The sequence below is a fragment of the Archangium lipolyticum genome, from assembly GCF_024623785.1.
In the GTDB taxonomy this organism is placed as follows: Bacteria; Myxococcota; Myxococcia; order Myxococcales; family Myxococcaceae; genus Archangium; species Archangium lipolyticum.
The window spans coordinates 1-25,748 of the sequence record NZ_JANKBZ010000039.1 but is presented as its reverse complement, the minus strand read 5'-3'; the positions used below and the strand labels follow the sequence as shown (position 1 = coordinate 25,748).

Annotated in this window: 20 protein-coding genes; 11 read left to right on the top strand and 9 right to left on the bottom strand. The window is 69.5% G+C overall.

The features are described from left to right. Window positions 1-3 precede the first annotated feature (3 nt). Genes NR810_RS45245 through NR810_RS45235 form a run of 3 tightly spaced genes read right to left on the bottom strand, consistent with a single transcriptional unit; the run spans window position 4 to window position 2,378 of the window. The gene (locus NR810_RS45245; protein ID WP_257461843.1) at window positions 4-450 is read right to left on the bottom strand and encodes a PaaI family thioesterase; all 447 of its coding nucleotides are present in this window, start codon (window positions 448-450) and stop codon (window positions 4-6) included. Between the two features lie 3 nt (window positions 451-453). Next, window positions 454-906, bottom strand: coding sequence for a PaaI family thioesterase (locus NR810_RS45240; RefSeq protein ID WP_257461841.1), 453 nt, complete (start codon window positions 904-906; stop codon window positions 454-456). A 47-nt stretch (window positions 907-953) separates the two neighbouring features. After that, window positions 954-2,378, bottom strand: a complete 1,425-nt coding sequence (locus NR810_RS45235) for an ArnT family glycosyltransferase (protein WP_257461840.1) — start codon at window positions 2,376-2,378, stop codon at window positions 954-956. A gap of 87 nt (window positions 2,379-2,465) precedes the next feature. On the opposite strand from NR810_RS45235, the gene NR810_RS45230 reads away from it, so the two are divergent. Further along, complete coding sequence (locus NR810_RS45230) at window positions 2,466-2,843, top strand: Hpt domain-containing protein (RefSeq protein WP_257461839.1); 378 nt, start codon at window positions 2,466-2,468, stop codon at window positions 2,841-2,843. Between the two features lie 4 nt (window positions 2,844-2,847). On the opposite strand, the gene NR810_RS45225 is transcribed toward NR810_RS45230, so the two are convergent. Continuing rightward, window positions 2,848-3,564, bottom strand: coding sequence for a tetratricopeptide repeat protein (locus tag NR810_RS45225; RefSeq protein WP_257461838.1), 717 nt, complete (start codon window positions 3,562-3,564; stop codon window positions 2,848-2,850). A 119-nt stretch (window positions 3,565-3,683) separates the two neighbouring features. Here NR810_RS45225 and NR810_RS45220 point away from each other — a divergent pair, with 119 nt between their 5' ends. Continuing rightward, the gene (locus NR810_RS45220) at window positions 3,684-5,033 is read left to right on the top strand and encodes a sensor histidine kinase (protein ID WP_257461837.1); all 1,350 of its coding nucleotides are present in this window, start codon (window positions 3,684-3,686) and stop codon (window positions 5,031-5,033) included. Between the two features lie 9 nt (window positions 5,034-5,042). Here NR810_RS45220 and NR810_RS45215 read toward each other — a convergent pair whose 3' ends face one another. Further along, window positions 5,043-7,991: a tetratricopeptide repeat protein gene (locus NR810_RS45215; RefSeq protein ID WP_257461836.1), complete on the bottom strand. Its 2,949-nt coding sequence runs from the start codon at window positions 7,989-7,991 to the stop codon at window positions 5,043-5,045. Between the two features lie 420 nt (window positions 7,992-8,411). On the opposite strand from NR810_RS45215, the gene NR810_RS45210 reads away from it, so the two are divergent. From NR810_RS45210 to NR810_RS45200, 3 genes are all read left to right on the top strand, one after another. Then, window positions 8,412-11,735 (top strand): amidohydrolase family protein, encoded by a 3,324-nt coding sequence (locus NR810_RS45210; protein ID WP_257461835.1) that lies wholly within the window; start codon window positions 8,412-8,414, stop codon window positions 11,733-11,735. Window positions 11,736-12,197: 462 nt separating this feature from the next. After that, window positions 12,198-13,691, top strand: coding sequence for a restriction endonuclease fold toxin 5 domain-containing protein (locus NR810_RS45205; RefSeq protein ID WP_257461834.1), 1,494 nt, complete (start codon window positions 12,198-12,200; stop codon window positions 13,689-13,691). Between the two features lie 12 nt (window positions 13,692-13,703). Then, the gene (locus tag NR810_RS45200) at window positions 13,704-14,435 is read left to right on the top strand and encodes an immunity 52 family protein (protein WP_257461833.1); all 732 of its coding nucleotides are present in this window, start codon (window positions 13,704-13,706) and stop codon (window positions 14,433-14,435) included. A 4-nt stretch (window positions 14,436-14,439) separates the two neighbouring features. On the opposite strand, the gene NR810_RS45195 is transcribed toward NR810_RS45200, so the two are convergent. Further along, on the bottom strand, window positions 14,440-15,411 hold the full coding sequence (locus tag NR810_RS45195; RefSeq protein ID WP_257461832.1) for an SH3 domain-containing protein: 972 nt from the start codon (window positions 15,409-15,411) through the stop codon (window positions 14,440-14,442). Window positions 15,412-15,549: 138 nt separating this feature from the next. On the opposite strand from NR810_RS45195, the gene thiM reads away from it, so the two are divergent. Then, the gene (thiM, locus tag NR810_RS45190) at window positions 15,550-16,344 is read left to right on the top strand and encodes a hydroxyethylthiazole kinase (protein ID WP_257461831.1); all 795 of its coding nucleotides are present in this window, start codon (window positions 15,550-15,552) and stop codon (window positions 16,342-16,344) included. An 11-nt stretch (window positions 16,345-16,355) separates the two neighbouring features. Continuing rightward, a complete protein-coding gene (thiE, locus tag NR810_RS45185; RefSeq protein WP_257461828.1) occupies window positions 16,356-17,018 on the top strand; it encodes a thiamine phosphate synthase in 663 nt (220 codons plus the stop codon). Window positions 17,019-17,078: 60 nt separating this feature from the next. Here the strand turns inward: thiE and NR810_RS45180 are convergent, their stop codons facing one another. After that, complete coding sequence (locus tag NR810_RS45180; RefSeq protein WP_257461827.1) at window positions 17,079-18,962, bottom strand: M23 family metallopeptidase; 1,884 nt, start codon at window positions 18,960-18,962, stop codon at window positions 17,079-17,081. A 153-nt stretch (window positions 18,963-19,115) separates the two neighbouring features. Between NR810_RS45180 and NR810_RS45175 the strand changes: the two genes are divergently transcribed. The 3 genes from NR810_RS45175 to NR810_RS45165 all read left to right on the top strand — a co-directional run bounded on the left by NR810_RS45175 (window position 19,116) and on the right by NR810_RS45165 (window position 22,783). Continuing rightward, a complete protein-coding gene (locus tag NR810_RS45175; protein ID WP_257461826.1) occupies window positions 19,116-19,433 on the top strand; it encodes a hypothetical protein in 318 nt (105 codons plus the stop codon). Window positions 19,434-19,572: 139 nt separating this feature from the next. Further along, entirely contained in the window at window positions 19,573-21,810 is a 2,238-nt protein-coding gene (locus NR810_RS45170) for a carboxypeptidase regulatory-like domain-containing protein (protein WP_257461824.1), read from the top strand. A gap of 379 nt (window positions 21,811-22,189) precedes the next feature. Further along, entirely contained in the window at window positions 22,190-22,783 is a 594-nt protein-coding gene (locus NR810_RS45165) for an SRPBCC family protein (protein ID WP_257461823.1), read from the top strand. Window positions 22,784-22,874: 91 nt separating this feature from the next. Here NR810_RS45165 and NR810_RS45160 read toward each other — a convergent pair whose 3' ends face one another. Continuing rightward, a complete protein-coding gene (locus NR810_RS45160; RefSeq protein ID WP_257461821.1) occupies window positions 22,875-23,771 on the bottom strand; it encodes an alpha/beta fold hydrolase in 897 nt (298 codons plus the stop codon). A 101-nt stretch (window positions 23,772-23,872) separates the two neighbouring features. Between NR810_RS45160 and NR810_RS45155 the strand changes: the two genes are divergently transcribed. Next, window positions 23,873-24,793, top strand: a complete 921-nt coding sequence (locus NR810_RS45155; protein ID WP_257461820.1) for a LysR family transcriptional regulator — start codon at window positions 23,873-23,875, stop codon at window positions 24,791-24,793. Here the strand turns inward: NR810_RS45155 and NR810_RS45150 are convergent. Continuing rightward, window positions 24,762-25,163 carry a septal ring lytic transglycosylase RlpA family protein gene (locus NR810_RS45150; RefSeq protein WP_257461819.1) on the bottom strand — a complete coding sequence of 134 codons (402 nt, stop codon included), beginning with the start codon at window positions 25,161-25,163 and terminating at the stop codon, window positions 24,762-24,764. The genes NR810_RS45155 and NR810_RS45150 overlap by 32 nt on opposite strands. Window positions 25,164-25,748: the final 585 nt, after the last annotated feature.

The window sequence follows — 25,748 nt, the reverse complement described above, 5'->3', positions numbered from 1 at the left end:
GCCTCACGACAGGAGGAAGAGGGCGTTGGCGCTGGCGATGGGGCGGGAGCGGTCCTCCTGCCAGGCCTGCACCTGGAGGTTGGCCACGCGCCGGCCGAGCCGGGTGATGGTGGCCTTGGCCAGCGTGTCCTGCGGCCGGCCCGAGCGCAGGAAGTCCACCGTGATGCTGATGATCTTCGGCACGCGCTCCTCCTGGGTGCGCAAGAGCAGCTCGAAGATGGCGGCGGACTCCATCAGCGCGCCGAGCGTCCCTCCGTGCAGCGCGGGCAGCGAGCTGTTTCCAATCAGCATGGGCGCGTAGCGCATGCGGCAGAGCACCTCGCCCGTGGTGTTCTCCACGCCGATGCCCAGGAAGCGCGTGTAGGGAATGGCCTCGGTGAGCAGACGGTAGTCGCCCGTCTGGCGCACCTGGCGGAGGATCTCGGCGATGCGGGTGGACGTGCTCTCCATGCCTCAGTCCTCCACGATGATGAAGGTGCCCTGCGCCGAGGCCACCGGGTTGCCGGGGTCTCCGTGGTGCGCGAGCGCTCGCACGAAGGCCACCGCGCGCGTGAGCTTGTAGCACTCGGCGCGCGCCAGCAGCTCCTTCCCCGGAGTGGCCGGGTGCAGGTAGTCGATGCGCAGGTCCAACGTGGCGATGCGCGCCATGCGCGCCATCTTCATGAAGACGGCGATGCCGCACGTGGCGTCGATGAGCGTTGTCACCGCCCCGCCGTGCAGCACCCCCGTCTCGGGGTTGCCCACCAGCTTCTCCGAGTAGGGCAGCCGCATGGTGGCATCCTCCGCCCCGAGCTCCACCACGCTCAGCCCCAGCTCGCGGTTGTGCGGCACGGAGTCCGCCATGAAGCGGTTGATGCTGTCGATCATCTGCTGCTTGTCTGGAGGGAACGCGTCGTCGCTCGCCATGCCAGACGGTGGATAGCAGCTTCACCGCCCCCAGGCACCAGGGGGGCTCACGGACTGCGCAGCAGTCGCCAACGGCCGTCGCGGCCCACCTCACGCCAGCCCGAGGCACTCACGGTGGCCCCATCCGCGACGAAGGCCACCTGGGCCCCGTCGGGGTTCTCGGAGCCCAGCTCGGGGAGACGCCTCGGCAGCCAGCGCCGCTCCACGGCGAACGCGGCCAGGGTGGTCCACTCGTATTGCGTCGACACCACCAGCACGGGCGCACCGGCAGGCACGTCCGCGAGCGCCGGGGCGAGCACTCCCGAGGCAGGGCACCGTTTGGGGAAGAGCAGCCGGCCCGCTCCAGCCGCCGAAGCTCCCAACACGAGGAGCGCGAGCACGGCCAGTCCGAGCCGGGCCCGCCGCGCCCGCTCGGGAAGCGCGAGCCGGGCCTCCAGCCACGGGCCGAGCCCCACGCCGGCGAGCATGGCCAGCAGCGGGAAGGCGACGAGCGAGTGGTTCCACACCTTGCGGCCCGGGAGGCAGAGCGCGGTGAGGACGAACAGGCTCGCGAGCAGCAGCACGCGGGCGGAGCGGAGGACGCGGGCTGGCTCTGGGGTACCCTCGGGGAGCAGGGCGCGCAAGGCACGGGCGGGCCGGCCGAGGGCGAGCACCCCGCCCGCCGCGAGCAGGGGCAGTCCGGGCCAGAAGCGGCTGCCGAGGGTCCTGAAGGGGATGTACCAGGCGTTCTGTCCATCCAGGCGCTCGCCCGTGGCGGAGGCGAGGACCTGGTGGCGCACGTAGCCTTCCCACCAGTCCGGGTGGGTGACGAGGAAGAGCACGGTGGGCGCGGTGGAGGCGAGGCCCACGAGGGTGCCGATGACGAGCACCTTCCAGGAGCGCTCGACGAGGGCGCGGGCGACGGTGGCACCGGCGAAGGGCAGTAGACCGAAGGGCCCCTTCACGGCGCAGGCGCCCGCCGCGAGCACTCCGCAGACGAGCCAGTCACGGGCGCGAGGCACACCGAGCAGCGGGGGCACGGCGGAGCCGGTGGCGAGCAGGAGGAGGAGGGGCTCGAGGAAGGGGTGGCCGCCGCGGATGAAGAAGCCATCGGGGAAGGCGAGCACCAGCATGGCGGTGACGCCTGCCCAGGTCCCGGCGGAGCGGCGGGCGACGGAGCCGGTGAGGAGGAGGGTGCCCAGGGAGAAGGCGGCGCACAGGGGGCGCAGGGCGGGCTCGCCGAGGATGCGGATGACGAGGGCGAAGGGCCAGAAGCCGAAGGGCAGGTGCTCGAAGAAGCGCGGGTGGACGGTGGGGAGGTAGCGCAGCTGGGTCCAGCTCCCGTCCTCGACCATGTGGCGGGCGACGACCTGGTAGAGCTGCGAGTCCCCGAGGTCCGTGTGGGGCCACCAGGTGGCGGTGGTGAGGCCGAGGAAGACGAGCGCGGCCCAGGTCATGGGGCCCGGCATGCGAGAGGCGTCGGAGGGAGACATCGGGGCGGGAGCCCTCATATCCCACTCCCGGCGGCCACCGGGAGTCCCGAGGGGGCCCACTGAACATCTGGCGTCGAGTCGTGCAGAATGACGTCCATGGAGCAGTCGGCCCCCGTATTCGACGCGAAGCAGCTGGACAAGCTGCGTGTGCTGGAGGACGAGAAGGATCCGCACGTGGTGGTGGATCTCGCTCGTGGCTTCCTGTCGCGCTCTCCGGAGCGGATGGACCAGATGCGCAAGCTGCTGGCCGCGGGTGATGCCGCGAGGCTCGCCAATGAGTCCCATGGCATGGCATCGAGCAGCGGCATGTTCGGGATGATGCGGGTGCGTCAGCTCTGCAAGGCGTTGGAGAACCTCGTGCGCGAGCAGGGCCTGGCGGGAGCGGGGGAGATGTTGGACGAGGTGGAGCGGGAGTTCACGCGGGCACGTCCCCTGCTCGTGGCCGAGCTGGGCCTCCAGGACTGAAACGTCACGAGCCCTCCCGGAGTCCCCGGCGCATCTCCTCCGCGAGCCCCGGTGGGTCGCCCTCGCGCAGGGCGGCGAGTCCCGCCTCGAAGTCCGCGCGGGCTCCGGCCGTGTCTCCCAGCCGCGCGCGCAGCACGCCCCGATCGCGCAGCAGTTCCGCGTCCACGTCTCCCTCACCCACGGCCAGCGCCTCGGTGAGATCCGCGATGGCCTCCGGCAACCGTCCGAGCCGGGCCCGCGCCGAGGCTCGTTGCTGGAGCAACCACGGGTTGCCAGGGTCCTCGGCGAGCGCCTGTGTCCAATCGCGCTCGGCCTCCTCCAGCCGGCCGAGCACCTCCAGGGACTCGGCGCGCTTCATGTGCAGCACGAGCGCCTTGCGGTAGCCCAGGGCCTCGAGCGCGTCGAAGTCGGCCACGGCCTCCGCATGGCGGCCCAGCCGGGCCAGGGCGAGCGCCCGGTGCAGCTGCGCCGACACGTGGCCCGGCGCCATCTCCAGGGCACGCTCGAACCAGGGCAGGGCCTCGGCGGGAGCACCACCCCACACGCTGAGTGTCAGTCCCATCTCCAACAGGACGCGCATCTGGCGCGGGTGCTCCTCCACGAGCCGGCTCATCCGGGAGAGCGCCTCCACGTACCTGCCGCTCCGCCTCAGCCGGTCCACCTTGCGCAACTGCTCGGTGAGCTCCGGCGGCCACGCCTCGCGCCCCTTGCGCTCCGTCATTGCCTACACTCCCTCACGGGCGCGCATCCTACGCGAAAGCAACAGAGGTCCGGGGTCCCGGACGGAGGGGCACCCATCGCTGATAGGATCAGGCTCGTTCCCGCCCCCGGGTGCAATCCATGCGCATTTCCCCCGTTCCTCGCGCCGAGCCGGCTTCTCCGGTGGCGCACACCGGTCCGCGTGTCGCCGCGAGTCTCCCGGCGCCCGTCTCGGGGGCACCGCCTCGCAAGATGCTGTTCCTGTTCTCCGGGGCCGTCCTCTCCCAATACCTGTTGGACATGCTCTCGGTGGGGCACGACGTGCGGGTCCTGGCCATCCGCGTCGTGTGGGCCCTGGGTCTGCTGGCCTCCGCGCTGCTGCTGGACGAGCGCTCCGTGTCCGGGGTGCGCTGGCACATCGCCCTCCAGAGCGTGCTCGCCAGCCTCAGCTTCTTCGGGCTGGTGCGCGTCACGGGCGCCACCTCCAGTCCCTACATCGCCTTCTTCCCCTTCCTGCCGCTCATCCTGGCGCTCGGTTATCCGCGGGACGCGAGCGCCATCACCATCAGCGGCCTGCTGTGTGGCCTCGGGGCCGCGGGCCTGCAGTTGGCCGATGGGCACCCGTGGACCAAGGCGCTGCTGTGGGCCGGCATCACGGCGACGACCACCCTCATCGGGGCATACGGCTCCAGCCAGTTCCGTCAGGTGTTGCGCGCGGAGAGCGAGGCCCGGCTGGAGCGCGGGCGCCGCGAGGCCCTCGAGTCGCTCGCCATGAGTGAGCGCCGCCGCGCCCAGTCCGAGAAGCTGGCCACCATCGGGCGGCTCGCCGCGGGCGTCATCCACGAAATCAACAACCCGGTGGCCTACATCCGCGCCAACCTCGAGTTCCTCGAGCGCGAGGTGCTGGCGCATCCCCACCCGTCCCGCGAGGAGCTCGTCGAGGTCTTCGGCGAGACGCGCGAGGGATTGGAGCGTGTGCGGCAGATCATCGCGGACCTGAGGGGCTTCTCGCGCATGGACGTGGAGGGGCCCACGGCGTGCTCGCTGGCGGACGTGGTGGGGGACGCGGTGCGGATCGCCCGGCTGAGGCTCGAGCACGTGGCGCGGGTGGAGGTGGAGGTGCCCAGGGACTTGCCCCCGGTGCTCGCCGTGCACCGGCGGCTGGCGCAGGTGCTGCTCAACCTGCTGGTGAACGCGGGCGATGCGCTGGAGGGCCGGGCCGGCTCCGAGGTGCGCGTCACCGGCGGGCGCGAGGGCTCCAAGGTGCTGCTGCGGGTGGAGGACAACGGCCCGGGTTTCCCCCGCGAGGTGCTCCCCCGGCTGTTCGAGAGCTTCTTCACCACCAAGGGTCCTGAGAAGGGAACGGGGCTGGGACTGGCCCTCTCGCGCGAGCTGGTGGAGCAGTTCGGGGGCTCGCTGGTGGCCGAGAACCGGGAGGAGGGCGGCGCGCGGCTGCGGCTGGAACTCCCGGTGTACGAAGAGGCGGAGTGAGGCGCTCCGCTACCCGCGCGGCGCGTGGGTGTCGAGCCACGCCTGGATGTCCGCGCGCAGGTGCTCGGTGCCCGGCTGCTCCAGCGCGCCGTGGGCCACCCGCGCCAGCTGCTTCGCCCGGGCCGTGTCCTTGTGGGACGCCCACAACGCGCGGGCGAGGGCGAAGCGCGTCTCGGCCAGCTCCACCGGGGGCACGGCGTGCGTCTCGCGCAGCGCCAGGGCCCGCTCCAGCGGGGCGAGCGCCTCGGCGGGGCGGCCCAGCTTCATCAGCGCCTCGCCCTGGCCGGTGAGCGACCCGGCCAGCTCCGGGTGATTCTTCCCCAGCGCGTGCTCGCGGATGCGCAGCGCCCTCGCGAAGGCCTCCAGCGCCTCCGAGGGTTTCCCGGTGTCCAGCAGCACCAGGCCCAGCGTGTTGCACGGCTGCGCCACTTCCGGATGCTCCAGCCCGCGGGTGTGCTCCGCCGTCGCCACCGCCCGGCGCAGCACGTCCAGCGCCTGCTTCGTGTCCCCGTCCTTCCACAGCGCGAAGCCCAGCGCGTTGAGCGCCTGGGAGCGGAAGGGGTGCTTCACCGGGAGCGTGCGCGCCACGATGGCCACGCCCTGCCGCAGCGGCTCCAGCGCTTCGCTGGGGCGGCCCAGCGCGCTGAGCGTGGTGCCGATGTTCACCAGCGAGCTGCCCACGCGCGGGTGCTCGTCCCCCAGGGCCTCGAGGAAGTCCGCGTGGGCGCGCTGGTACACGGCCAGCGCCTCCTCGTGACGGCCCTGGGCCGCGAGCGCGTTGCCCAGCCGGCGCAGCACCACCGCCTTCTCGGGACCGCGCGCGGAGGACACCTGCTCCAGCACGGTGAGCGCGTTGCGGTGCGAGGCCTCGGCGGCGCCCACGTCTCCCTGGGCGGCGTACACCAGCCCGTGGGCGCTCTCCAGCTCCGCCAGGAGGCGGCCCTGCCGGTGGGTGCGCATCAGCAGCGCGCGCGCCTGGTGGAACCAGTCATGGCCGTCCCGCACGCGCGCCGCGTCGTAGGCGACGAGCTGCGTGAGGGCCACCAGCGCCTCGGTGCGCACCTCGTCCAGCCGCACCGCGTCGGCCCTCCACACCGCCTCCTTCAGGGTGTCCTCGGCCTCGGCGCTGCCGAAGCCGGCCTGCTGCTGCCCCAGCTCCAGCAGGGCCTCGGCCAGCAGCGGGTGATGGCCCAGGCCGCGTGCCTCGGCGACCACGGGAGCGGCCACGGAGAGCCCCGCCGGGTACTGGCCGGAGATGCGCAGCGCCCGGGCCCTGGCGAGCGAGGCGCGCAGCCCCTCCACCCGGGCCTCCAGTTGGGGGTCCGGCTTCAGGTGCACGGGCGCCGGTTCCACCTCGACACACGGGCCGAGCTCCGCCAGGCCGCGCGTGGCCTCCACGGCGCGCTCCACCACGGTGGCGTTGGCCTCGGCGAGCACGTCCGTGAGGGCCTTCAGCTCGCCGCGCCGGCGCTCCAGGCAGGTGGTGCGCGCGGTGAGCACCTCCTCGGAGGCCTGGCCGCGCACCCGCGTCGCCACGCACGCCTCCCGCTGATGCTCCACCCAGCTCGCGGCGTAGGCATCCAGCTCGCGCTTCACCCCTTGCCAGGTGGTGGCGGCATAGGGCTGGCCGGTGGCGAGGAAGGCCTTCTCCACGGCCTGCTGGCGCGGGGCGTCCCACACCCCGTCCATCCTCGCGGCGGATTCCTGACACAGGCCCTGGCGCTGGTGCCACTGGCCCACGGCGCCGGCCACCACCGCCACGAGGAAGGCCGCGGCCACGGCGATGAACACCTCGCGCCGCAGCCGGGTGCGCGGATCATCCTGGAGCGCATCCAGGAGCGCCGCCATGGAAGGGTAGCGCTCGCTCGGGTGGAGGTTGAGTCCCTTGAGGACGATGCGCCGCAGCCAGCCCGGCACGCGCGAGTCCCGGGGCGGCGGACGCAGGCGGCCCTCGAGCGTGGCGCGGGCCAGCGCCGCGGCGCCACTGCCCTCGAAGGCGTGCTCGCGGTAGAGGGCATAATAGAGGGTGGCGCAGAAGCTGAACTGGTCGGCCTGGGCGGTGACGGGCTCGTGGCGGTACTGCTCGGGGGCCATGTAGCCCGGAGTGCCCATGATGAGGCCGGCGCGCGTCACCGGCGTCTCCAGCGGCTCGCGGGTGTGCAGGCCGGAGATGGAGCCCGAGTCGTGCGAGACCGGCTCGGCGCGGAGGATTTCGGCCAGGTCCACCGGCGCGGGCGCCTGGGGGTTGGCCGTGCCCTGCTCGCACGCGAGGCCGAAGTCGAAGACGAGCACGCGATCGTCCCGGCCCACCAGCACGTTGTCCGGCTTGAAGTCGCGGTGGACGAGCCCCGCCGCGTGGGCGGCGGCCAGCCCCCGCCCGGCCCGTGTGAGCACCTCCACCACCTCGCGGCTGGAGCGCGGCTTCTCCTTGAGCCAGCGCCGCAGCGTCCAGCCCTCCACCAGCTCCAGGGCGATGAACACCTGGTCCCCGTACTCGCCGATGTCGTACACGGGCAGCACGTTGGGGTGCGACAGGCGGGCCATGGACTGGGCCTCGCGCATCAGCCGCAGGCGCGCCTCGTTCCGGTCCAGCCCCTCGCCTCCCGGCAGCAGCAGCTTGATGGCCACCTTGCGGTTGAGCTGGGGATCGAACGCCGCGTACACCTCGCCCATGCCGCCGGAGCCCAGCCGCTCCAACACCAGGTAGCGTCCCACGGAGGTGCCCCGGGGCAGCGCCTCGGGCGTGGAGGTGGGCAGCGGTGGGGGCGGGCCGACGACGCGGGTGGGCTCGAGCTCGCCCTCGCACATCTTCGAGTGGGCGCGCAACAGCTCCTGCTCCAGCGCGTCGCCCACGCACTCGGGGCAACCCGGGCAGTCGTCCGGATGCGGGGCACCTTCCCTCTCGGGTAGGGCCGCCTGCTGCTCCGGTTGCGACTGCTTCAGGCTCCCCACTGACATCCCCCTACGGACTTCACGCCCTCGCTGCGTAGCACTAACAGAATATTACAATCCCGAAAAAGCAGGAAGGATGTTGTTCCAGGTTCAGGAGGAATCGTCGGTTGTGTACCGCGCCGCATCATGACCCAAAAAGACGTCCTGTGTATGGCAGCCGGACGAGCGGGCCCCGGAGCCGCAGGATGCGCGGGAGGGGCACGACTCGAGCGGCGGTGGGCCCTACTTCTAACGAGAGGCAGCGGGGCGCGCTTGAACAGACCACGGCGACCCTCGGTGAGAAAAGCCCGGAATGAGGGTGTGAGCGGAGGGCGGGTGAGAGGGTGCAGGCATCCTCGCCGAGGTGGTCACGGGGATGCGCGAGGGCGTGAGACGCCGGGGTAGTCTGCGCTCCGCTTTTTCACGCACCCCCGAAGAGGATTCGCGGTGAATCGACTGAGCCTCCGTTGCCTCGCGCTCGTGCTCACGAGCGCGTTGCCCCTGTCCGCCCGCGCGCAGGCGCCGGCCCCCATCCAAGTGAAGCCCCCGGTGCCCCAGGCGTCGAAGGACGCGGGCAAGCCCGAGGAGAAGAAGCCCGAGGAGAAGTGGGACGTGAACGCTCCCGGCTTCCCCGCCACCCAGGTGGACCTCGACGTCACCGAGGGCACGTGGATGAGCCTGGACGTCAGCCCCAAGGGCGATGAGCTCGTCTTCGACCTGCTCGGCGACATCTACGTGCTGCCCATCGGCGGCGGCGAGGCGAAGGCGCTCACCAGCGGTGTCGCCTGGGACATGCAGCCGCGCTACAGCCCGGACGGCAAGTCCATCGCCTTCACGAGCGACCGCGGCGGCGGTGACAACATCTGGGTGATGAAGCGCGACGGGAGCGGGCCCACCGCGGTGACGCAGGAGAAGTTCCGCCTGCTCAACAGCCCCGCGTGGTCGCCGGACGGGCAGTTCGTCATCGCGCGCAAGCACTTCACCTCGCGGCGCTCGCTGGGCGCGGGTGAGATCTGGATGTACCACCGCTCGGGCGGTGACGGCGTGCAACTCACCGAGCGTCCCAATGACCAGAAGGACGTGGGCGAGCCGGTGTTCTCCCCGGACGGCCGCTACGTCTACTACAGCCAGGACATCACGCCCGGGAAGACGTTCGAGTACAACAAGGACCCGAACGGCGAAATCTACGTCATCCAGCGGCTGGACCTGGACACGCGGGAGACGGAGCGCTTCGTGGTGGGACCGGGCGGCTCCATCCGCCCCACGCCGTCGCCGGACGGGAAGTCGCTGGCGTTCGTGCGCCGCGTGCGCGGCAAGAGCACGCTGTACGTGGCGGACCTGGCGAGCGGCGCGGAGCGCCCCCTCTACGACGGGCTCGAGCGGGACATGCAGGAGACGTGGGCCATCCACGGCGTGTACCCGACGATCGCCTGGACGCCGGACAACAAGTCGCTGGTGTTCTGGGCGGGCGGCAAGCTGCAGCGCATCGAGGTGGCGACGAAGAAGGTGACGCCCATCCCCTTCCGCGTGCGCGGCACGCGCGCCATTCACGAGGCGCTGCGCTTCCCGCAGGCGGTCTCCCCCGACACCTTCCAGGTGAAGATGTTGCGGTGGGTGCAGGTGTCGCCGAAGGCGGACAAGGTGGTGTTCCAGGCGCTGGGGCACCTGTACGTGCGCGACCTGCCCAACGGCACGCCGAAGCGGCTGACGAAGCAGACGGACCACACCGAGCTGTACCCGTCGTTCTCGCGTGACGGAAAGAGCATCGTCTACACGACGTGGGACGACGAGAAGCTGGGCAGCATCCGGGTGGTGCCGGTGACGGGCGGCGAAGGCCGCGTGGTGACGTCGAAGCCGGGGCACTACGTGGAGCCGGTGCTGTCTCCGGACGGGAAGTCCATCGTGTACCGGGGCATTGGCGGCGGCTACCTGCGCAGCGGGCTCTACAGCCACGAGCAGGGGCTGTTCGTGATTCCGGCGGCGGGTGGCACGCCGCGCCGGCTGTCGAAGGACGGGGAGCAGCCGCACTTCGGTGCGAGCTCGGAGCGGGTGTTCTTCCTGACGGTGGAGTACCGCGAGAAGGACGATGACCGGGCGCTGAAGAGCATCCGGCTGGATGGGAGCGAGCAGCGCACGCACCTGTCGAGCGACGAGGCGACGGAGTACCGGGTGTCGCCGGACGAGAAGTGGGTGGCGTTCCGGGAGAACTTCAACGCGTTCATCCAGCCGCTGCCGCGCGGGGCGAAGGGCGCGGTGGCGAGCCCCGAGGGCAAGGCGCTGCCGGTGTCGAAGGTGTCGAAGGACTCGGGCGAGTGGCTGCACTGGTCGGGGGATGGAAAGCGGCTGCACTGGGCGCTGGGCCCCGAGCTCTACACGCGCGAGCTGAAGGAGGCCTTCCGCTTCCAGGAGGGCGCGCCGGAGAAGCTGCCGGAGGCGCCGGAGAAGGGGCAGGACATCGGCTTCCAGGCGAAGACGGACGTGCCCTCGGGGACGGTGGCGTTCGTGGGAGGCCGCGTCATCACGATGAAGGGGGACGAGGTCCTCGAGGAGGGCGTGGTGGTGGTGAAGGGCAACCGCATCGTGGCGGTGGGCCCGAAGGGGAAGGTGGCGGTGCCGGCGGGGGCGAAGGTGGTGGACGTGAGCGGGAAGACGCTGATGCCGGGCATCGTGGACGTGCACTGGCACGGGTCGATGGGGGACGAGGGAATCCTCCCGGAGCAGAACTGGAAGCTGCTGTCCTCGCTGGCGTTCGGCGTGACGACGGTGCACGACCCGTCGAACGACACGGGCGCGGTCTTCGCCACGAGCGAGCTGGTGAGGACGGGCGGCATGGTGGGCCCGCGCGTCTACTCGACGGGCACCATCCTGTACGGCGCGTCGGGGGCGTTCCGCGCGCCCATCGAGACGCTGGACGACGCACGGTCGCACCTGCGGCGGATGAAGGCCGTGGGAGCGTTCAGCGTGAAGAGCTACAACCAGCCGAGGCGGGACCAGCGGCAGAAGGTCATCCAGGCGGCGCGCGAGCTGCAGATGATGGTGGTGCCGGAGGGAGGCTCGCTCTACCAGCACAACATGACGATGGTGGTGGACGGGCACACGGGGGTGGAGCACTCGGTGCCGGTGTCGCGTGCGTACGCGGACATGTTGCAGCTCTGGGGCCGGAGTGGCACGGGCTACACGCCGACGATCATCGTGGGGTACGGCGGCGTGTGGGGTGAGAACTACTGGTACCAGAAGACGAACGTGTGGGACGACAAGCGGCTGCTGTCGTTCGTGCCGAGGCGGGTGGTGGACTCGCGCAGCCGGCGGCCGGTGATGGCGCCGGAGGACGAGTTCAACCACATCCGGGTGGCCGAGGTGACGCGGGCGCTCAACGACAAGGGCGTGAGCGTGCAGCTGGGCGCGCACGGCCAGCGCGAGGGCCTGGGTGCGCACTGGGAGCTCTGGATGTTCGGCCAGGGAGGGATGAAGCCCCTGCAGGCGCTGAGGGCGGCGACGCTGTCGGGGGCGCACTACCTGGGATTGGATGGGGACATCGGCTCGCTGGAGGAGGGCAAGCTGGCGGACCTGCTGGTGCTGGACAAGAACCCGCTGGAGGACCTGCGCAACAGCAGCACCATCCGCTACACGATGGTGGGGGGCCGGCTGTTCGACGCGATGACGCTGAACGAGGTGGGGGGGCGTCAGTTCAAACGCGACCCGCTCTTCTTCGAGCGTGAGGGCCAGGAGACCTGGGGCCCGACGACGACGATCAGCACGCAGGAGGACTGAGCGGAGTCACGAGGAGGGGAGGGGACATGGAAGTCCCCTCTCCCTCTACCGCTCGAGCCCGGCGCCGCGGGATCGTTGCCCGCGATGGCCAGGAAACAGGTTTTCGGGATTGTTCCACCTGGGGGAAAGGCCAGCGTCATGGCGAAGGAGTACCGAAGTCCTGGGGCCGGGGAGGGCGGCGGTACGCAATTCGAGGCTCGGCGGAGCTCGCTGGGCCCGCCACGGTGGGTGCTGGTGCTGCTGGTTGTCGTGCTCCAGGCCGCGTGTGCAACGGGTTACCCCATGGGCGGCCGGATGATGGGGAGCAGCTACCGCTACAGCTCACGGAATCCCCCGGAAGGCCCGGACGCGAGGAGGAGGGCGGAGACGGTCCCGGCAGCGGCGACGGCCGACGCCCCCTCGGAGGCGAGAGCCAGCGGCGACGCCAGTACGCGGCAACTCAGCGGTTCAGGAGTAGGGGAGATGAGCACGGCCCCTGGCAACGGAGTTGCCGCACCTCCTGGGCTCCAGGCCCGCCGCGCTGGCACGATGGGCAAGGGCGAGGACCTGGAAGGCGACGGAGTAGGGTGGCCAGATGGGGTTGGGGATGGCCGGCCAGTTGAGGTGCCCATCACCCTCGACTACTTCCAGGGCTTCCTCGTGCAGGCTGGGGTGCCCACCACTGCTTTGCCCGGAGATGGGCGCACGCTGTCACCGCAGCAGGCCATGGAACTGCTGCCCCACCTTCTATCCACGCCAGTGGTACTGGGCAACTTCGGCCCTCGGCGGATGGTGGCGCACCTGCTTCTGGAGGTGGCCGTGGGAGGCGTCCCGGTGTCACGCGACGAACTGCACGCGCGCATGCGGCGGTTCGTGAAGCTCCTCGTACTCCGCCCGGATGGCTACCTGGTGAAGCCCACCACGGGCGTTGCGGTACAGAAGGCGGGGGAGGTGGTGCTGGCGGAAGATGGCACGCTGCGAGCTGGCCACTTCGAGGTGGGCCCGTTCTACGCGATCGACGGCGGGCGCCTCTTCCCCGTGGATGAAACGCTCGAGGTGCCGGAAGGAGCCCGCCCAGCGGGCCTCTACACGCCAGACCAGAACGTGCCGCTGGCGGTTGCGGAGGGCGCCGTGCTGGCGGTGGTGGATATGGTGGAGGGCCTCTATCGGCTCGTCTTCCGCACGGGGGAGACGCTGGAGGGCCTGGCACAGCTCCCAACGGCCGTGCGCGCGATGTACGAGAATGCCCCGTGGCTCTGGGAGGCGTTTCGCCACAAGCCCTACGCGGAAAGAGTGCGCACCGTCTCACGGCTCGTCACGGGCGCGGTGCTGACGGTGGGCACCGCCGGTGCGGGAGCGGCCAAGGCGGCGGCTTGGGGTGGCAAGCTGGGGAGCCTCTCCGTCCCCCTGCTGTCGCTCACCGGTGATGGCCTCCTGGCGGTGCGACTGGTGGCCGTGCCCGTGGGTGGTGCCGGCGCCGTGGCGGGCAACGCGCTGGGTGCCACCTACGTCCTGCACATGGCCAACACGAGTGCCCAGGGCGCGGGAGGCGGTAGTGGGTGGCCTCCGGTGGGTGGGCCCGGACAGTGGGTGGAGGACACCTCCAGCATGTCCGAGCAGGCCCGGGCCTACCAGGCCCAGGTGACGGGCGCACCCAGGCGGTGGTGCTACAAGATCTGCCGCGGAACGGACTGCGCGGAGTACGACGGATTCGACCCGAAAACGGGCACTCTGCTCGAGGCCAAGGCCCTCGAGTACCAAAAGTGGTTCGACAAGAATCTCGATCCCCAATGGAACTATCAGGGACTCAAAGGCATGCTCGACCAGGCGGAGCGGCAGTTTCGGGTGGCGAGAGGAATGCGCCTGCGGTGGCACGTCGCGGAGGAGCGCATGGTCGCGGTTCTTCGGAAGCATTTCGACGACGCGGGCTTTGAAGCGATTGAAGTCGTCCATACCCAGCCGCTGCCGCTGCCGTGAGGCCCGACACGTATGAGTGAACACTATCGAGCCGGAGCCTATTGGGGTTGCCGGCCTGAGTCGGCTGACCCTTGCGCCACGCGGGCGGAGACATTCTTCAGGCTGCTGGCCGGGTGCCACCCGAGCTACGCGCGCTGGTACGAGCAGAACGACTCCACCCGGAAGGCGCTTCAACTGGGATTCGAGCCCACGCATGAGACCTTCCTGCGCTTCTTCGGGAAGAAGAAGTATCAGAGCGGCCCGGACGGTTTTTCGTTTGGCGCGTGGACGGGACATGTGGAGCAGGACCAGGGGGGCATGGTTCTGCTCAGGTGTGGCAGTGCCGCGGAGGTCGCCCCGAATCGTGTTCGGCTTTTCTTCCCATCGGAGCCAGCGGGGAGTGCGCGCATGCTCGGCGCTCCCGTGCTCGCTGGCGTGATGCGGGCCATGGCGGTGGCCTGGGAGCCGGAGTGGGCCATCGCGACGTCGGACGGACTATGGGACGAACTCTCCGGCGGCAGTCGGCTCGGCTGCTTCGTGGGCTGGATGACGTACTTCTCGCGGGAACGGGGTGAGGTGCCTGCCCTGCCCGCGCCCGTGCGGGTGGAGCCGGTAGGAGACAAGGGCACGCTCGTCATCCTCTCCCCTGAGCGACTCACCCAGAGCAACCCCGAGCACGTGGCCCTGGCTCGGCTCGTCCAGAATCTGCTGGAGGAACGGGGGTTGCTCCGGCCCGTGGTGGGAGCGGCTGGCGCTGGCGGATGACGCGTCAGCCGCCCGTGGCCTTCCGCATGGCCTTGATCTTCTCCACGACCGTCTTCTTCTGCTCGGGCTTCACCTTGGCGAGCGCCTTCTCCAGCGCCTTCAGCTCCTTGTGCAGCTCGGCGCGTCCGTCCTTGTCCAGCTCGGTGATGCTTTCGTCCAGGGTCAGCACCTCCGAGAGCCCCTTCAGGGCTTCCTCCGCATGCGGCCCGGCGGGGTAGCGCCGCAGGTACTCGCCCTCCATCGTCTGGGCCAGGTTCAGGCTGCACGGCGCATATCCCTCGCACTCGCCCTCGATGGGCGCCTTCACCGCATCCCAGGCGAACGCCTCGGCCTCGGGCAGGCCCCGGTACTTCTCCTCGAGCTTCCACAGGAAGCCGCTCTTCAGGATCCACCCTCCCGACAGCTCGCTGTTCACCAGCGCCTCGCCCTGCCGCTTCGCCCAGGGCTCGTACACCGTCTGTGGCAGGTCCGGGGTGATGGCTTCCAGCGCCCAGCTCACCGCACGCCAGCGCGCCAGCTCCAACATCGCCAGCTTCGCCTTGTCGGTCTCCTTCTCCGTCACACGCTTCAGGAAGTTGGCCACATCCGCCCGGTCCAGAAAGGACGCATTCTGGTCCTCCATGCGCTGACTGGCGATCTGCAGATAGATACCCACCCGCTGCTCCGGGTCGAAGGGCCGGACGAAGGCTCCGAACACCCAGCCCTCCTTCCCCTCGGCCGTGGCGACGCGGTACCAGTGGTCCGTCTTGTCCCCCACCGTTTCCTGCCGCTCGGAGCGCTCGAGCTCGCGCAGCTCCGTGCCGATGGGGAGCCGGGTCACCTCCTGCCCGCCAGCGGCGGGCGTGGCGCGAATCTTCACCCCCGAGGCCAGGGTGATGCGGTGCTGCTCCGCCTTCGGCGGCGCGGCCGCGAACACGGGCGCGCTCTGGCACAACAGCAGGACGAGGGTGGCGAAGACGAGGCGCGGATACGGCACGACAGACTCCTGGGGTAGGGACCCGGAACGAGGGTGCGGGAGCTTTATCCCATCCACGACTCGCGGTGTACCCGACGCAAGTTCCCGCTCTTGCACCTGGCGCGATGGTGCGAGATGACGCGCCAGGAGGAACTCGCGTTGGACCTGAGCGCAGGCGTCTGGGAGTCGTTGAGGCGGGTGCGGGAGCGGTCGCCGCTCGTGCACAACATCACCAACTACGTCGTGATGAACAACACGGCCAATGCCCTGCTCGCCGTGGGAGCGTCGCCCGCCATGGTGCACGCGCGCGAGGAGGTGGCGGACTTCGCGGCCATCTCGCAGGCGCTGGTGGTGAACATCGGCACGCTCTCTTCGCACTGGGTGGAGGGCATGCATCTGGCCATCCAATCCGCGCGCCGCTCGCAGGTGCCCTGGGTGTTGGATCCCGTGGGCGCCGGGGCCACGCGCTACCGCACCACCACCGCGGCCGAGCTGGCGCGCCAGGCTCCGGCCGTCATCCGCGGCAACGCCTCGGAGGTGCTCGCGGTGGCCGGCGAGGCGGAGGCCACGCGCGGGGTGGACAGCACCCAGTCCTCCGAGGACTCGCTCGAGGCGGCTCGGCGGCTGGCCTCCAGTCTGGGCACCGTGGTGGCCGTCACCGGCCGGACGGACTTCATCACCGATGGCTCCCGCGTGGTGGCGGTGGAGAACGGCCACCCGCTCATGCCCCGGGTGACGGGCATGGGGTGCACGGCGTCCGCGCTCGTGGGCGCCTTCCTGGCGGTGGAGCCCGACGCGGTGCTGGCCGCCGCGCAGGCCCTCACCGTGCTGGGGATCGCGGGCGAGCTCGCCGCCGAGCACTCCAAGGGACCGGGCTCCTTGCAGCTGCACCTGTTGGACGCGCTCTACATGTTGGACGAGGTCACCGTGCGGGCCCGTGCCCGCGTGCGCTGAGGAGGCCCGCCATGCCCCGCCGAGTGCCCGACCTGTCCGTCTACCTCGTCACGGATCGCTCCCTGTCGCGCGGGCGCGAGCTGGTGGACGTGGTGCTCTCCGCCGTACGGGGCGGAGCCACCGTGGTGCAGCTGCGCGAGAAGGACGCTCCGGCGCGCGAGACGCTGGAGCTGGGCCGGGTGCTGCTGCAGCGGCTCCGGCCGCTCGGGGTGCCGCTCATCGTCAATGACCGGGTGGACCTGGCGCTGGCGCTGGGCGCCGACGGCGTCCACGTGGGACAAGGCGACCTGCCGCCCGAGGTGGCCAGGCGCCTGCTCGGGCCCGACGCCCTGGTGGGGCTCTCCATTACCGGGCCGGGAGACCTGTCCACGTTGGACCCCTCGGTGGTGGACTACGCGGGCGTGGGACCGCTCTTCCCCACCACCTCCAAGGCGGACGCCACCCCGGCGCTCGGACTGGAGGCGTTCGCCCGCTTGCGGCGCCAGCTGCCCGTCCCGGTCGTCGCCATCGGTGGCATCACCTCCGCCAACGCCGCGGACGTCATCGCCGCGGGAGCGGACGGCGTCTCGGTGGTGTCCGCCATCTGCTCCGCGGACGACTGCGAGGTGGCCGCGAGCACCCTCGCCAGGGCCGTCCGGGAGGGACGGTTCCGCTCGGGGGCTCGCTCTCCCTGAGCCGCTCGTGGGCCCGCGAGGAGCCCTGAATGACGGAGCGCGTCAACCCGGAGGGTCCTCCTATTCGAGTGGCTCCACGTGCACCAGGCGCAGGTGCTTGTCGTCGAAGAGGCGCTGGGCCTCGAGGCCGAAGGAGTCCAGATCGGAGCGGTGGAACCAGCGGTTGGCCCAGGTGCCGGAGCGCGAGATTCCCACCCACCTGCGCTTGGAGCCCTCCTGGTACGTCGTCACGTGGACGAGGCGCTTGCCCTCGTTGTCGAAGAGCTGCTGCGCGCGGGTGGAGAAGTGTCCCAGGTCCGGGCTGATCCACCATTTGTTCGCCCAGGAGCCGGCGCGTGAAATCCCGAGCCACCGGCGCTTGCCGCCCTCCAGCCAGGTCATGACGTGGATGAGGCGCAGGCCCTGGTCGTCGAACAGGTGTTGGGCCTCCTTGGAGAAGCTGGCCAGGTCGTCCTGGATGATGAGGCGATTGGCCCAGTCACCGCCGCGCGAGATGCCGATCCACGAGCGCTTGCCGCCCTCGACGAAGCTGCTGACGTAGATCAGCCGCAGCCCCTTCTGGTCGAACAGGTCCTGCGCCGTCTTCTGGAAGTGGGCCAGGCTCGGGCTGACCCACCACTGGTTGGCCCAGTCGCCAGCGCGCGAGATGCCGACCCAGCGGCGCACGCCCTTCTCCAGGAAGGTCGTCGCGCGGATGAGCCGCCGGCCCTTCTGGTCGAACAGGTCCTGCGCCGTCTTCTGGAAGCTGGGGAGGTCGGGACGGATGAAGTAGGAGTTGGCCCAGTCGCCCTCCATGGAGATGCCGACCATTGGCACGGGGAAGCCCGGTGACGTGGAAGCGGGCCAGATGGCGACGGCGTCCTTGGGGATGCCGTGACCCTGGAGCCGGAACCACGGGCCGTCGGCGCTCGGCGGCGAGAGCTTGCCGAATTCGATCACCGAGGCGTCGCGGAACGGCAAGGGCCGCAGCGCCGAGTCGGAGGCGCGGACGCTCTGGATGTGCGTGTGCGGATTCGTGCTGTTGCCCGTATTGCCGGCGCGCCCCAGCAATTGGCCTTCCGACACGGGCGTGCCCTTCTTCTTCAGCTCCTCGGGCATGGAGCCCTTGCGCAGGTGGCAGTACGTCACCAGCTCGGTGCCGTGCCTGACGGTGAGGGTGTTGCCACCCACCGGCGAGGGCGTCGGGACGGGGAACTGGAGGTTGCCATCCTCGTCGGCGGAGAGGGTGTTGTCCTCCATGCCATCGGACCAGGCCTCGACGGTACCGTCCGCCATGGCCCGGATGGGCTTGTTCCAGATGCGGTAGTCCTCGTTCTTCAGCCTGTCACCGCCAGGCAGGAGGCCGGACCACTTCTTGGCCTTGCTGTCCCAGCCCACGACGCCGATGTCATGCGCGAAGATCTGCGTCCCCCCCGCGCCGCCGTTGGCCCAGTGGACGGCGGAGGTCTGGTAGTACTCGTCGTCGCGCAGCTCGCCAGCCGCGTAGGGGAAGCGGTAGGCCTCCCCGGCGACAGGGCTCTGATGTGCCGCCAGTGACAGGGTGACCGTCGCGGGCTCCGAGAAATCCTTGCAGGTCACCTCGACCTTCACCTGCGAGGGGGCGGCGCCGGTCAGGTACACGGAATTGTTGATGATGTTCTTCACGTCCGGGTCTGGATCCAGGTCCACCATCCCGTTGGACCAGGTGGCGGTCTCGCCCGCGTCGAGGTCGAGGCCGCCATCCATGTTCACGCCCTGCATGTCCATGGCGGGTTGCGATGAGCCGGGGAAGGAGAAGCGGATGGCCTTCACCTTCACCGTGCCGCTGCCCTTGTTCTCCAGCCGGAGCCGCAGCACGAGCTTCACCATCGTCTTGCCGGTCGCTGTCGTCGCGGCGAGGGGCAGGTAGACGGCCTTTCCCGATTCAGAGGGTTCGATCTGGATGGCGATATTTGGGGCAGCCATGAGTATCTCTTTTCATCGTGCGGATGCTCGTAAGAAGCATCGGGCTCCACGGAAAGAGAACGCTGTCCGCGTTTGTGATTCCCGCTGTCGTGTCACGAACGTCTGCGCGTGTCGTCCTGGTGGACGAAGGCGTGACTCGCCCCGGGGACATCCATGAAGGTTGAAGTGATGATGTGCGTGTTCGGCGCGCTCCTGGTGCTGACGGGCATCGTGGGGGGTGGGCTCGAGGTGAAGGAACTCAAGATTCCCAAGGTGGGGATGGCCTCGCGCGTGGCGGCGTACGTGTCCGGGTTCTTCTTCATCCTCATGGGCGTGGTGCTCTCCTTCGACGGGGAGGAGCCCGTCGAGGAGGACGCGCAGGAGGTCGCGGATGCGCGGGACGCGCCGGAGGCGCCTGACGAGGAACCTGGCCCCGCCGCCGGAGAGCCGGAGCCGGAGGCGGTGGAGGGGGAGGCGGAGGCCGAGCCGTAGCGCTCACCGGGACGGCAGGGGGCAGGACGAACGGCTGGCGCCTTACCGACAGTATTTGGCGTCTCCTTATAAACTGGGAAAACGGTTTCGCGGGAATGTCATGGCTCTCACCATGAACCCCTTTTGCCGGAGTCGTACCTTGAAGCCCCAGTCCGCCGTCCCGCTCTACCGAATGGCCCTCGTGGCCCTGGTCCTGCTGTGCCTGCCCGGCTCCGCCTGGGCGCAGGTTGCCCTCAGCGGGCAGGTGAAGTTCGCCGATGGCAGCGTGTTGTCCGGGGCGACGGTGTCCGCCAGCCCCACCTCGGGCGGCTCCTCGCTGTACGCCACCTCGGATGCCTCGGGCCTGTACGTGTTGAACCTGATCCCCGGCACCTACAACATCAGCGTCCAGTTCACCTCGCCCGGCTTCTATGGCTCGCAGCGGGTGGTGCAGTCGCACACCGTCGGCAGCAGCGCCACGCTGAACCTGACGCTCTCGGACATCCTGCTCACCGGCCGCGTTCTCAATGCCAGTGGCCAGCCCGTCGCGGGCGTCCAGCTGTCGGGCTACGGGTACAGCATGGAGGGCAGCAACTACCTGTCGCCCACCTCCGGCTCGGATGGGCGGTTCACGGTGCGCATGATTCCGGGCACCTACTCCTCCATGCAGCTCACGCCTCCCACCGGAAGTCCCTATGCCATCACGTCCTTGCCCAACGAGACGTTCTCCGTCTCCACCAGCAAGGACTTCGTCCTCACCAACGCGGTCATCCTCAGCGGGCAGGTGAAGTTCGCCGATGGCAGCGGAGTGTCCGGGGCGACGGTATCCGCCAGCTCCACCTCGGGCGGCCCCTCGCTGTACGCCACCTCGGATGCCCTGGGCGCGTACTCGCTGAACGTGGCTCCTGGCACCTACAACATCAGCGTCCAGTTCACCTCGCCCGGCTTCTATGGCTCGCAGCGGGTGGTGCAGTCTCATACCGTCAGCAACAGCACCACGCTGAACCTGACGCTCTCCGACATCCTGCTCAATGGCCGTGTCCTCGATGCCAGTGGCCAGCCCGTCGCGGGCGTTCAGCTGTCGGGCTACGGGTACAGCATGGAAGGCAGCAACTACCTGTCGCCCACCTCCGGCTCGGATGGGCGGTTCACGGTGCGCATGCTCCCGGGCACCTACTCCTCCATGCAGCTCACGCCCCCCGCGAGCAGCCCCTATGCCATCACGTCCTTGCCCAACGAGACGTTCTCCGTCTCCACCAGCAAGGACTTCGTCCTCACCAACGCGTTCAAGCTCAGCGGGCAGGTGAAGTTCGCCGATGGCAGCGGGGTGTCCGGGGCGACGGTGTCCGCCAACCCCACCTCGGGCAGCTCCTCGCAGTACACCACCTCGGATGCCTCCGGCCTGTACTCGCTGAACCTGAGCCCTGGCACCTACAACATCAGCGTCCAGTTCAACTCGCCCGGCTTCTATGGCTCGCAGCGGGTGGTGCAGTCCTACACGTTCAGCGCCAGCACCACGTTGAACCTGACGCTCTCCGACATCCTGCTCAATGGCCGTGTCCTCAACACCAGTGGCCAGCCCGTCGCGGGCGCTCAGTTGTCGGGCTACGGGTACAGCATGGAGGGCAGCAACTACCTGTCGCCCACCTCCGGCTCGGACGGACGGTTCACGGTGCGTATGCTCCCGGGCACCTATTCCTCCATGCAGCTCAATCCCGCCTCGGGGTCCGGCTACCTGCAGACGCCTCTTCCCAACGAGACGTTCTCCACCTCCGGTAGCAGCGAGTACGTCATCGCCGACCTCGACGAGTGTGGGTACAACAATGGCGGGTGCAGCGAGAACGCCATCTGCACCAATATTCCGGGCTCCCGCACGTGCGCCTGCAAGCCGGGCTACAGCGGAGATGGCTTCACCTGCGCGGCGGCTCCCGCGCGCGTCATCCTCAATGAGATTCTCGCCAACGAGCCCGGCTCCACGACTTCCGGCGAGTTCGTCGAGGTGGTCAACGTGGGCGGCACCTCCATCGACATCGGCGGATGGACGCTCTCGGACGCCACGGCCGTGCGTCACACCTTCGCTGCCGGCACGGTGCTGGCTCCCGGCAAGGCGCTGGTGGTGTTCGGCGGGGCCTCCGGCATCCCCGTGGGCCTGTCCAACGCCGTGGGCGCCTCCACCGGGACGCTCAACCTGGCCAACACCACCGACACGGTCACCCTGAAGAACACGGCCAACGCCAGCATCGACAGCTACACCTATTCCAGCTCGCTGGCCTCGGCGGATGGCGTGTCGATGAACCGGAGCCCGGATGCCACCGTGGGGGCCGGGTTCGTGCTGCACAACACCCTCTCCTCGCTCACGGCCTCGGCGGGCAAGCGCAGCAACGGCACCGCCTTCTGACGTCCGTGGTTTCCTGGTCCGGGGGCCGCGCTCCAAGCCATCCGAACCAGGTTCTTTCAGGGGGAGGTTCCGGTCGCACTTGGGCGCAACTGGTCCGATGGTCGGACCAGTTGGCGCGCCGCGCGGCCGGAAGAAGGTGCTCTCCGCCCTTTCCGCAGGAGCCCCCCTGAAAGGACCTGCTCCACCTGGCTTGATTGCCGCTCTCCGCAAGGAGTGAATGTCGAGTCTCCCCCTCCCCCAGTCATTCCAGGCACTTGGCCGCACTGAGAAAAAAAGCGGCGGGCGTGTCGATCTCCCGGGGGCTCGTTCGACGTGTCCATGAAGCCCGGGTAAACGACCCGGCCATCCACGGTACTCGAACGTTTCAGGAGTCATTCTCATGGCCATCAAGATCGGAATCGCCGTCCTCGTGCTCGTCGTCGGAGCGATCGCCTTCATCAGCACGCGCCCGGACAGCTTCCGCATCGAGCGGAGCGCCCGGATCAGCGCGCCCCCGGAGGTCGTCTTCGCGATGATCAACGACTTCCACCAGTGGGGTCAGTGGTCGCCCTACGACAAGCTCGACCCGAACATGAAGAGGAGCTTCGAGGGTCCCACGGCGGGCCCGGGTGCCAGCTACTCCTGGAACGGAAACGACAAGGCCGGAGCGGGGCGCATGACGATCCTGGAGAGCACGCCCGGCGAGCGCGTCTACCTCAAGCTCGAGTTCCTCAGGCCCTTCGAGGCCACGAACACGACGACCTTCACGCTCACGAAGTCCGAGGCGGGGACCCAGGTGAGCTGGATCATGGAAGGGAAGAACAACTTCATGGGCAAGGCGTTCTCGGCCTTCATGGACATGGACGCGCTGGTGGGCAAGGACTTCGAGAAGGGCCTTGCCGACCTGGACACCGCCGCGCGAGCCGAGGCGCTGAAGCGGGGGCAGACCGCACAGGCCCTGGCCCAGGAGGCCGCGGCCACCCCGGTGCCCTGAGCCTCCCTCCCCGGGCCACGGCCCGCCGCCCGGTAGGCTTCGCCCGACGGGCCGCCAACGCCCCGGTCCTTCCACCTCGTCGATGTGGTCGTTACCGGGTGGGAAGCGCTCGCGCGAGGAAGTCGCGCATCAGCGGGATGATCTCGTCGGCCTTGTCCTCGAGCGCGAAGTGCCCGCTCTCGAGGAGGTGCAGCTCGGCGTTCGGCAGCTCCCGCTTGAACGCCCTGGCGCCCTCGGCGGGGAAGATCTGATCGTTCGCGCCCCAGACGATCAGGGTCGGTGGCTGGTGCTCGCGGAAGAAGGACTGGAACCTCGGATAGAGCGCGACGTTGGTGCGGTAGTCGTAGAACAGGTCGAGCTGGATCTCCGCGTTGCCGGGCCGGTCGAGCAGCGCCTGGTCGTGCACCCAGTTGGACGGGTCGATGCGGGAGACGTCCTTGACGCCATCGACGTACTGGAACCGGGTGAACTCCAGCGACACCGTCGGGCGCAGTGCCTCGCGCTTCGCGGCCGAGCCGTCCGCCCAGTAATCCCGGAGCGGATCCCAGAACGCCCGCAGGCCCTCTTCATAGGCGTTGCCGTTCTGCACGATGAGCGCCTTCACCCGCTCGGGATGCTTCAGGGCCAGCCGGAAGCCGACCGGTGCGCCGTAGTCCATGACGTAGAGCGCGTAGGACGTGGCTCCGAGCCGGTCCAGCAGGCCATCCACCACGTCCGCGAACTTCGCGAAGCTGTAGGGGAAGTCCTCGCGGGCGGGCATGGCGCTCTGGCCGAAGCCCGGATAGTCGGGCGCGATGACGTGGTAGCGATCCGCCAGCGCCGGGATGAGATGGCGAAACATGTGAGAGGACGTCGGGAAGCCGTGCAGCAGCACGACCACCGGCGCATCGGCCGGACCCGCTTCGCGGTAGAAGATGTCGATGCCCTCGACCTGGGTGGTCCGATGATGGGTGACGGCGAACGTGGAACGAGTGGCAGCTGCGGTCATGGGAAGTCTCCTGTGCGGTGACACGAGGAGATATGCGGCCGTGCGCGTGGCGGCTGAATACCTACGGCGCGGAAGCCACTCTTCCGCTAAGTGGAAGAATCATGGATCGCATCGAGGCCATGCGCGTGTTCGTGACGGCGTTGGACGAGGGCAGCCTGGCGGGCGCGGGGCGGCGGCTCGGACGCTCACCGGCCGCCGTCTCCCGGGCCATCGCCTTTCTCGAGGCCCATGTCGGGACGCAGCTCCTGCACCGCACGACCCGCTCCATGAGGCTGAGCGAGGCCGGCGAGCGCTACGCGGCGGCCTGCCGGCGGGTGCTCACCGAGCTGGAGGAGGCGGACCTGCTCGCCGCCGGGGAGCGCGCGGCGCCCCGGGGCCTGCTCGCGCTCACCGCCCCGCTCGTCAGCGGGGCGCGTGTCTTGCGGCCCATCCTCGATGCCTTTCTCGACCTGTACCCCACCGTCAAGGCCAGGCTGCTGCTGCTCGATCGCCCGGTGAACCTGCTGGACGAGGGCATCGACGTGGCGCTTCGGATCTCCCATCTGCCGGATTCGAGTCTGGTGGCCATCCGCATCGGCGAGGTGCGAAGGGTCGTCTGCGCGTCACCGTCCTATCTTGCCGGACGGCCACCCATTCACGAGCCAGGAGAGCTCCTGGCGCACGCCTGCATCGCCGTGAGTCACCTGGGTCAGGACGCGTGGAGCTTTCCCCAACGCAACGTCCATATCGAGCCGAGGTTGAGCGTGAACAGCGTCGAGGCGGCCGTTGCCTCCGCGGTCGAAGGTCACGGCGTGACGAGGGTGTTCTCGTATCAGGTGGCGGATGAGGTGCGCAGTGGCCGTCTGGTGGTGCTGCTGCCAGACGCCGAGCCGCCGCCACTGCCCGTCCATCTGATTACTCCCGAGGGACGGTTGTCGGTTCCCAAGGTCCGTGCCTTCGTGGACTTCGCCGTGCCGAGACTCAAGGCCGAGTTCGCCCGGAGGGCCGAGCTCACCAGAGGATCTCGTACTGCACGGGGATGACGCCGAGGTCGGGATTGGCGATCTGGATGAACGCGCCGTAGGTGAGGTCCAGGCAGGTCGAGCCGCCAAAGCCTCCGCGGTCATTGATGGTCACGATGACGGAGCGGCCCTGGTAGGTCACCTTGACGCGGGTGCCAAACGGCAGCGAGTTGTGTGCGGCCTTGAGCGCCCACCGGCTGAAGGGCTCACCGCTGGCGGTCGGCCACCCCTCGGGGATTTCGCCCTCCGCGCCGTACCAGGTCGCGTTGCAGGTGGCCAGGGCGTTCACCTGAGAGGCATTGGCGGACGGCGCCGTCAGGATGCCCGTCAGGCCCAGGAGGCCCATGGCGGCAAAGGCAATGGCGGCTCGACGAACGAGATTCTTGTTCATGCTCATTCTCCAGTCGGGGTGTGAGAGAAATTGGGAGTGTCAGGCCTCTGTCTTTCGAGCAGCGACTTGACGCCCCTATTGAGCGCTGGCCTTTTTTTTCGGGTTTTATGCGGCCAAATGGAGCGCCCCCGTTGCCACTGGCGGGGCTCGCCTTCGAGCACGGCGAGGGCGAGTCGTAGGACGGGAGTCTCGGTTTCCCTGTGGATGAGATTGACGGGTGGGCGTGGAGGCGCGCGCGAGACGAGGTCCGGAAGGGCTGGAACGGGAGGGGGTGGTGTTTTTACAGGATGCGCGCGCAATCGTACCGGAGTCTCACCCGGCCTCGTCGCCTATCTCGTTGAAATCAGAGGAGTTTCAGGCATCGCGGGGGTCCGGCACGGCGAATGCTAAGGCTCTTCCCCGTGGTCGACAGGGGTCGACGCGCAGTACGGGGCAGGGCGGGTAGGGGCAGTAAGGGGCAGGGCGGGTAGGGGCAGTAAGGGGCAGGGCGGGTAGGGGCAGTAAGGGGCAGCAGAAGTACGGGGTTGGGCGGGTAGGGGCAGGGCGGGCAGTAAGGGGCAGGGCGGGTAGGGGCAGTAAGGGGCA